The organism is Nocardioides sp. OK12 (assembly GCF_024341885.1).
Taxonomy (GTDB): Bacteria; Actinomycetota; Actinomycetes; order Propionibacteriales; family Nocardioidaceae; genus Nocardioides; species Nocardioides marinisabuli.
The window spans coordinates 153031-159603 of the sequence record NZ_BNET01000008.1 but is presented as its reverse complement, the minus strand read 5'-3'; the positions used below and the strand labels follow the sequence as shown (position 1 = coordinate 159603).

Genomic DNA, 6573 nt, shown 5'->3' with positions numbered 1-6573 from the left:
ATCCGGCCGCCGGTGTCGAGCGCAGCCGCCGCCAGCCCACCCTGCAGCGAGGCGAGGGTCATGGTGACGACCACGGTGGCGTTGACTCCGCCGGCGCGGGGAAGTCGCTTGGGGTCGAGTCGTTCGATGAGCTCGACGAACGCATCGCCCAGCCGCCGCGCGGTGGGACGGCGTACCGGCTCCGGTGCCACACCCTGAGCGATCTGGTGCTTGGGGGCGGCGAACGCCATCAGGGCCTTCTCGAGCATCTGACCCACGAGCAGCGGCACCGTGAAGGACCCCCTGATGCGACCGTGGCCGTCCTCACGCATCCGGAACACCGACGACTTCTCGGCCTCGCGCTCCTCGCGGTCGAGCAGCTCGGCCTCCCAGGCCTCACCGACCTCGGGTGCGACGACGTCGAGGATGCGACGCCCGAGCACCCGCAGCGCCTTCGCGTCGTGCACCTTGCCGAACGCCACCAGAGTCTCGGTGGCATCTCGGAGGACCGCCGGGTCGAGGTCGTCGGGCAGCGCGTCCAGCGACGTACAGATCACCGAGGCCTGCTCCGCGACCAGGTCCCCAGACCCGAGCGCTTCGCGCACCAGCACGTGTCGGGCGAGCCCTTCGGCGAGGCGTACCTGGCGGAACGACTCCCGCTTGGTCGATCTGGTGACGTAGGAGTGCCACACCGCCAACGACGGCGAGGCGTTGCGCTCCTGCACCCCGACGGTCTCGGCATGGGTCAGCAACCCCGAGCGCACCTCGACCAACATGGCCTCCACCCGCGCGACCTCCGCCAGCGCCTCCGCGGCCTCGCTCTGGCTCATCGACCACAACGGCGTACCGGCGACCTCGCTCAGCACCGAGCGCACCCGCGCGACAGCACTCCCGACGGGGTGCGCGGCGGTGGTCGACATGAGTGAAGTATCTCAGCCGCCACCGACAAAGCACCAGGTCAAACCCCGTTTTCCACAGGCAGATCGAAAACTTTTTCGACGGTGCGGAAGTGACCGGTCGAGGGTTCCAAACTGACCGGTCGAGGGTTCGAAAGTGACTGCTCGGCCGGGTCAGCAGTCGACGGCGCCCAGGCGGGCGAGCCCCTCGAGGTCGCCGTCGCCGAGGTCGGTGCGCACCAGGTTGCCGCCGTACATGAGCTGGGTGTCGTCGTCGACGTGGGCCAGGCCGAGCACGTGGCCCAGCTCGTGGACCAGGATCGCCCGCATCGCCTGCTCGCCACCCCGCTGGCCCGCGAGCCGGTCGAAGGTGTCGGTGTCGAGGGCGACCATGCCGGTGATGAAGCGTTCGGGGCCGACCTGGCGGGTCTCCCAGGCGCTGCCGCCGAGCCCGGCGACCTCGCCCTCGAGGGCGGGGACCTCCTGGTCGTCGGCCCACCCGATCAGCACGGGGCTGGCGGCGCCGGCCGACACCGAGCGCCGGTCGAAGTCGCGGTCGTCGGTCAGGCCGCGGTCGTCGAAGACGAAGCCGGAGGCCTCCTCGATCGTCTCGACGGACTCCTCGACCAGCTCCTCCCATTCGTCCGGGGCGCCATCGGGGTTGACGACGTAGGGGATCTCCGAGCAGGGCGACCAGGTGACGGGCACGTCGCTGCCGCGCTGGGTGCGCACGAAGGCGTACTCGCCGTCACCGTCGGTGATGCCGACGATCTCGCCGATCCGCTCGCTGCTGCCCAGCAGCTCACGCACCCGGGTGCCGGTGGCGCCGGGGTCGCGGGCGACGACCAGCCCGGCGAGCACTGCGGCGACCATCAGCCCGGGCAGCACCGGGCCGTGCGAGCGCCGAGGGCGGTCGGGCCGCGCGGCGCGGTAGAGCTCGCCGTGCGTCGGGCCCGTGTGGTCGTCGAGGGCCGAGGGGTCGAGGGCGTCGAGCTCGGCCAGGCGGCGCTCCATGTCGCGCACCCAGCGTCGCTGCGCGCGTGCCTGCGCGCGCCGTTGCCAGAACCCCATGGCTCCATGGTCCCCGACCGCTGGTGACGGCGTACGACGAGGGCGGGCGGCTAGGGTCGGCTGGTGGGCACCTGGAACACCGTCGTCGAGGGCGACAACCTCGACGTGCTCACCGACCTGGCGGCGCGCCGGCAGCTCTTCGACCTGGTCTACATCGACCCGCCGTACAACACCGGCAACGACTTCGCCTACAGCGACGACATCCGCGGCGAGGCCGGCGGGTCGCGCCACGCCGCGTGGGTGGCGATGATGCGCCCGCGCCTGGAGCTGGCCAGGTCGGTGATGTCGCCGCGGGCGGCGATCTTCGTCAGCATCGACGACCACGAGGCCGCCCACCTGCGGCTGCTGCTCGACGAGGTCTTCGGCGAGGCGGGGTTCGTCGCGCAGGTGGTGGTCAACCTCAACCCCAAGGGCCGCCAGCTGGGGCGCGGCTTCGCGACCAGCCACGAGTACCTGCTCGTCTACGCCCGCGACCCCGGCCGGTGCGCGCTGGTCGCCACGAGCGCCGACACGGTCGACGAGCGTGACTTCGCGCTGCTGCACGAGCCGAGCGGGCGGCGCTACCGCGAGCTGCCGCTGCGCAACACCAACAAGAAGTTCAACCCGCTCACCGCGCGCACCCTGCACTTCAGCGTGTGGGGCGACCCCGTCACCGGTGCGGTGGCCACGGCCCCCTTCGACGGCGCCGTCGAGGTCAGCCCGGTCTTCGGCGACGGCCGCCCGGCCGTCTGGCGCTGGAGCCGCCCGCTGATCGACGAGCGCGGCGACGACCTGGTCTGCCGCACCGTGCGCGGCCGGGCCGGCGAGCGGGTCGATGTCTTCCAGCGCGACTGGCTGCACCCGGGGCGGCGCAAGAAGCTGACGACGATCTGGCTCGCCGAGGAGGTCGGCTCGACCGACACTGCGGTCGCCGAGCTCAAGGACCTCGTCGGCCACGTCTTCGAGTCACCGAAGCCCACCGGGCTGCTGCGCCGCGTCCTGCAGACCATGCCCGACGACGTGGCGGTGCTCGACTTCTTCGCCGGCAGCGGCACGACCGGCCACGCGGTCGCGCTGCTCAACGAGGAGGACGGCGGGACCCGCACCTGCCTCAGCGTCAACCGGGCCGAGCCGACCCGGCCCGGCTCCAACGCGCACGCCGCGGGCCTGGCCACGGTCGCCGACATCACCCGGGCCCGGTTGCGCGCCGTGGCCGAGCGCCACGGCGGTGGCCTCGTCGAGATCGTCCTCGACTGACCCCTCTCAGCCGACCCCGGCGGCCTTCTCGAGCGCCGCGACCTCGTCCTCGAGGTGCACCAGCAGCCGCTGCAGGTGCGGCACCGTGCGCCGGCAGCCGGTGAGCCCGAAGGCGATCCGGCCGTCGTAGGAGGTGCAGGTGATGTTGAGCGCCATCCCGTTGATCGGGATCGAGAGCGGGTAGGTGCCGACCAGCCGCGCCCCGTTCCAGTAGTGCGCGGTGCGCGGCCCCGGCACGTTGCTGATGATCAGGTTGTACGGCGGTCGCACGATGCCCTGCATCCGCAGCAGCGGCGCGAGGATCATCGGGGCCTGGCCCAGGGCGCTCATCGCCAGGATCTGCACCTGGGTCATCGACGACAGCGCCTCCTTGCCGGCCTGCATCGAGTCGTGGATGGCGCGCAGGCGGTCGGCGGGGTCGGCGAGGTCGGTGGCCAGCTGCACCATCACCGCGCCGACGGCGTTGCCGCCCTCGGCGGAGGCGATGTGGGACTGCTTGGCGTTGAGGCCCACCGGCACCATCGCGACCAGCGGCGCGTCTGGCAGCGCGTCGAGCTCGAGCAGGTAGGCGCGGATCGCGCCGCTGCACATCGCCATCACCACGTCGTTGAGGGTGGTGCCGGTGGCCTTGCCGATGCCGCGCAGCCGGTCGATGGGCCAGTCCTCGGCCGCGAAGCGGCGCGCACCGGTGATGCTCTGGTTGAAGATCGTGCGCGGGGCGTGGAAGGAGACCGCCGAGGTCTCGTTGCGCACCCCCTTGTGCAGGGTGCGCACCAGCGCGCCCGGCAGCCCGGCCGCCTCGGCGGTCAGCGCCAGGGCGCTGCGCAGGGCCTGCACGGGGATCTCCGGCAGCGAGGGCCCGTCGCCGCCCGAGCGGGCCCGCGGGGGACCGGCCGCCCACGGGGCCGGCATGCCGCGCCGGTCGGGGTCGGTCGTCAGCACGCTCTGCAGCAGCCGCATCGCCGAGACGCCGTCGACCAGCGCGTGGTGGGTCTTGGTGTAGAGCGCGACGCGTCCGTCCTCGAGCCCCTCGATGACGTGGGCCTCCCACAGCGGCCGCTCCCACGCCAGCCGGGTCGAGTGCAGCCGTGAGCAGAGCTCGAAGAGCTCGCGGTAGCGGCCCGGGGCGGGCAGCGCGCTGTGCCGCACGTGGTGCTGGGCGTCGAACTGCAGGTCGGGCTTCCAGACCAGCTGGCCGGCGGTGCGCACCGAGCGGTACGGGTGCTTGAGGAACAGCGGTGCGATCTCGTCGACGTCGCGCATCGCCTCGTACATCTCGCGGATGTACTCCGGGCCGGCGCCCTCGGGCTTCTCGAAGAGCTGCAGACCGCCCACGTGCATCGGCATGTTGCGGTTCTCGGCCAGCAGGAAGCCGGTGGCGGTGGGGTCGATCGGTGAGACCACGGTGTGCCTTTCGCTGGGGGCGCCGTACGGCGTCGTGCTCCCCGCGGCGTGACGGGGACCACAAGGAGAACGTACGCCGGGCGGAGAAGTGACGGGTCGACACCCCACGAGTCCTCCACGGGTCCGCGAGCCGTCGTGACTTCCGCGCCGAGCCGTCGCCAGTTCCCCTGGTACGCCGGGTGGCGGGGGAGCTGGCGACGGCTCGTGGAGGAAGTAGCGACGGGTCGCGGGGGAAGTGGCGCCGGCTCGGCGGGTGGGCCGCGGACCGTCCACAGGGCGGCCACCGCGCCCGTCCGTCCCCAGGGCCGCCGCGGGCCCGGGCGGCGCCGGTGCCCGGTTCCTAGCGTTCCCGACGAGCACCGGAACCGCCGGTGCCGGACCCCTCGGGAGCCAGACATGAGCACCTCCGCGCCGCACCACCAGACCAGCCCCGCCCGCCGTCCCGCCCGCCCCGGCCCGCGTGCCGGGGCCGGGCGGCGCCTCCTGGTGGCCCTCGGCACCGGTGCCGCGGCCACGGGGCTGGTGGTCGGCGCCGCGCAGGTCAGCGGCGCGGCGCCCGACACCAAGGCACCCGCGCCCGACACGATCGTGAGGGTGACCGGCAACGCCGACGGCGGCTTCAGCATCCAGCACTACGACGGGTCGACCCAGTTCCCGCCCACGATGAGCGAGGCGATGGCCGAGTGCCAGGAGTACCCCAAGAAGATCGGCCGGGTGCGCTGCCGCAAGGAGGTCAAGACCTGGTACCGCGACCTCGCGGACCTCAAGCAGGCGATCAAGTACGCCCGCCGCGCCGGCTGAGAGCGGCGCGCGGCGTCCCGGCCGCGCGGCCGCGGTGGCAGGATCGAGCCATGGCGGCGCCCCCGATTGACGCGATCTGGAACCGGGGGCTGGCGCGCGGCCGGTCGTCCTACCGCGGCCGGGTGGCCCGGTGGAAGACCAAGCGCTGGCACATCGCCCAGTGCGCGGTCGCGGCGGCGCTGGCGTGGCTGGTGGCCTCCGAGCTGCTCGACCACCCGGTCCCGGTCTTCGCCCCGATCGCCGCGGTCGTGTGCCTGGGCACCTCCTACGGCCAGCGGCTGCGCCGGGTCGCGGAGGTCACCGTGGGCGTCGCGCTCGGCGTCCTGATGGCCGACCTGCTGGTGGCCGCGGTCGGCGCGGGCTGGTGGCAGCTGGGCCTGATCGTCGGGCTCGCCATGACGGTCGCGGTGCTGCTCGACGGGGGCACCCTGCTGGTCAACCAGGCCGCGATCCAGTCGGTCTTCGTGGTCGGCCTGCTGCCCGGCACCGGCGCCTCGCTCACCCGCTGGAGCGACGCGCTGGTCGGCGGAGCGGTGGCGCTGCTGGCCGCGACGGTGGTGCCGGCCGCGCCGCTGCGGCGCCCCCGCGAGCAGGCGGCGGTGGTGCTGCGCAAGCAGGCCGACCTGCTGCGCGGGGCCGCGGAGGTGATCGTCGACGGCGACGCCGAGCACGGGCTCGAGCTGCTCGCCGACGCCCGCTCCACCGACCCGCTGCTGCGGGAGCTGAAGGCGGCGGCCGACGAGGGGATGGCGGTGGTCGCCTCCTCGCCGTTCCGGGTGCGCCACCGCCCCGAGATCCGGCGGATGGTCGACGTCGTGGCGCCGCTGGACCGGGCGATCCGCAGCACCCGCGTGCTGATGCGCCAGGTGGCGGTCGCGGCGTACCACCGCCGCCCCGTCCCGACGGCGTACGCCGAGCTGGCCCGCGACCTCGCCCACGCCGTCGACGTCGTGGCGGCCGAGCTGGCCACCGACCGGGTGCCGGTCGCGGCCCGCTCGTTCCTGGTGCGGGTCGGGCTCGACTCGGGGCGCGTGGAGCGCTCGAGCGAGATGACCGGCGACGTGGTGCTGGCCCAGCTCCGCTCCATCGTGGTCGACCTGCTGATGCTCACCGGGATGGGCCAGCTCGAGGCCACCGACACCCTCCCGCCCCCGCCGCGCTAGACGCGGGCGCGACGTGAGCGAAC

The 6573-nt window shown here is 73.6% G+C and carries 6 protein-coding genes; 3 read left to right on the top strand and 3 right to left on the bottom strand.

Annotated features, from left to right (window positions below; genetic code table 11):
• Positions 1 to 899: 13E12 repeat family protein (locus OCU29_RS18650; RefSeq protein WP_261821102.1), on the bottom strand; the 899-nt coding region annotated here is incomplete at its 3' end.
• A gap of 150 nt (positions 900 to 1049) precedes the next feature.
• The gene (locus OCU29_RS18645) at positions 1050 to 1946 is read right to left on the bottom strand and encodes a matrixin family metalloprotease (RefSeq protein WP_261821101.1); all 897 of its coding nucleotides are present in this window, start codon (positions 1944 to 1946) and stop codon (positions 1050 to 1052) included.
• Between the two features lie 63 nt (positions 1947 to 2009).
• Here OCU29_RS18645 and OCU29_RS18640 point away from each other — a divergent pair, with 63 nt between their 5' ends.
• Positions 2010 to 3182 (top strand): site-specific DNA-methyltransferase, encoded by a 1173-nt coding sequence (locus tag OCU29_RS18640; protein ID WP_261821100.1) that lies wholly within the window; start codon positions 2010 to 2012, stop codon positions 3180 to 3182.
• A 6-nt stretch (positions 3183 to 3188) separates the two neighbouring features.
• Here the strand turns inward: OCU29_RS18640 and OCU29_RS18635 are convergent, their stop codons facing one another.
• A complete protein-coding gene (locus OCU29_RS18635; RefSeq protein ID WP_261821099.1) occupies positions 3189 to 4586 on the bottom strand; it encodes a wax ester/triacylglycerol synthase family O-acyltransferase in 1398 nt (465 codons plus the stop codon).
• A gap of 396 nt (positions 4587 to 4982) precedes the next feature.
• Between OCU29_RS18635 and OCU29_RS18630 the strand changes: the two genes are divergently transcribed.
• Both OCU29_RS18630 and OCU29_RS18625 read left to right on the top strand, forming a co-directional pair.
• Positions 4983 to 5387: a hypothetical protein gene (locus OCU29_RS18630; protein WP_261821098.1), complete on the top strand. Its 405-nt coding sequence runs from the start codon at positions 4983 to 4985 to the stop codon at positions 5385 to 5387.
• 50 nt (positions 5388 to 5437) lie between these two features.
• Entirely contained in the window at positions 5438 to 6550 is a 1113-nt protein-coding gene (locus OCU29_RS18625; protein WP_179614177.1) for an aromatic acid exporter family protein, read from the top strand.
• Positions 6551 to 6573 lie beyond the last annotated feature (23 nt).